This window comes from Kitasatospora sp. NPDC091257, assembly GCF_044757675.1.
In the GTDB taxonomy this organism is placed as follows: Bacteria; Actinomycetota; Actinomycetes; order Streptomycetales; family Streptomycetaceae; genus Kitasatospora; species Kitasatospora lactacystinica.
The window spans coordinates 1-1,092 of record NZ_JBIVVI010001866.1; the positions used below are offsets into that span (position 1 = coordinate 1).

At 73.3% G+C, this 1,092-nt stretch carries 1 protein-coding gene and 2 pseudogenes; all 3 read right to left on the reverse strand.

The window, feature by feature from the left end:
* Positions 1–242, reverse strand: a pseudogene (locus tag ACIQOV_RS42545) (hypothetical protein); the annotation flags it as partial.
* A 5-nt stretch (positions 243–247) separates the two neighbouring features.
* A complete protein-coding gene (locus ACIQOV_RS42550; RefSeq protein WP_401056643.1) occupies positions 248–532 on the reverse strand; it encodes an acyl carrier protein in 285 nt (94 codons plus the stop codon).
* Between the two features lie 60 nt (positions 533–592).
* Positions 593–1,092: pseudogene (locus tag ACIQOV_RS42555) on the reverse strand (acyl-CoA synthetase); the annotation flags it as partial.

Here is a 1,092-nt window from a genome sequence, read left to right on the forward strand (position 1 = left end):
GTGCCCGATCGCGTCGAAGAGCTCGTTCCCGTTGCCGCCCCAGGCGTGTTCGAGGTGACCAGGGCGGCGAGGGTGTCGGGGTCGGGCAGGCGGGTGGTGAGGCCGGCCAGCAGGGCCGCCGCCTGGGCCCGGTCGGTGTCGGCCGGGCCCAGGGTGCGGTGTTCGAGCTGGTCCCACCACGAGTGCCAGGCCTCGGCGTCGACGGGGCGGGCGGCGAGGAGCGCGGTGAGGGCCGGGTGCACGGGTGTCAGCCGCCCACGGTGGCCGTGGCCGCGGTGGCGGTGGCGGCGGTGCGGCGTTCGGTGATGAAGGCGTCGATGGCGGCGACCGAGCGGAAGTTGTTGGGGTCGAGGTCGGTGTCGTCGACGGGCAGGGTGAAGTGGTCCTCGACCCAGGCGATGAGCTTGAGGACGCCGAGGCTGTCGATGACGCCGTCGGAGAGCAGGTCGTGGTCGTCGGCGAGCTGGTCGGGGGTGATGTCGGGCAGGAACTCCTCGATGAGGAACCGCTTGATCCGGTCGATGTTGCTCATGGCGGGCAACTCCCTTGTGTGGGTCGGTGGTTGGTGTTCGGTGGTGCGGGGTGCGGGGTTTCAGGGGGTGGGCAGGACGGCTTTGCGGTCGACCTTGCCGGTGGCGGTCTTCGGCAGGGGGGTGTCGTGGATGGCGAGCTTCTCGGGGACGGCGGCGCGCGGCAGGTTGCGGGCCAGGTGCTCGCGCAGGACGAGGCTGTTGAGGGTGGAGCCGGGGGTGCGCTGGACGGCGGCGTGCAGGCGTTTGCCGGTGAGCGGGTCGCTCGCGGCGGCGACGGCGGCCTCCCGCACGTCGGGGTGGGCGAGCAGGACGCGTTCGATCTCGGCGGTGTTGACGGCGACGCCGCGGACCTTGACCTGGAAGTCGGCGCGGCCGGTGAGGTGGATGCGGCCGCTGTCGTCGCGGGTGACGAGGTCGCCGGTGCGGAACCAGCGCCGTCCCTCGCCGGCGCCCTCGGGGCGGGTGGTGAAGCGTCCGGTGTCGCGGGAGCGGTCGAGGTAGCCGGCGGCCTGGAAGGGGGTGGAGACGTGGAGTTCGCCGCTGCCGGGGCCGGTGAGGG

What these genes read in the sequence shown, in the direction of transcription:
- ACIQOV_RS42550 (WP_401056643.1), bottom strand. Translation starts at nt 532, where the DNA reads ATGAGCAACATCGACCGGATCAAGCGGTTCCTCATCGAGGAGTTCCTG.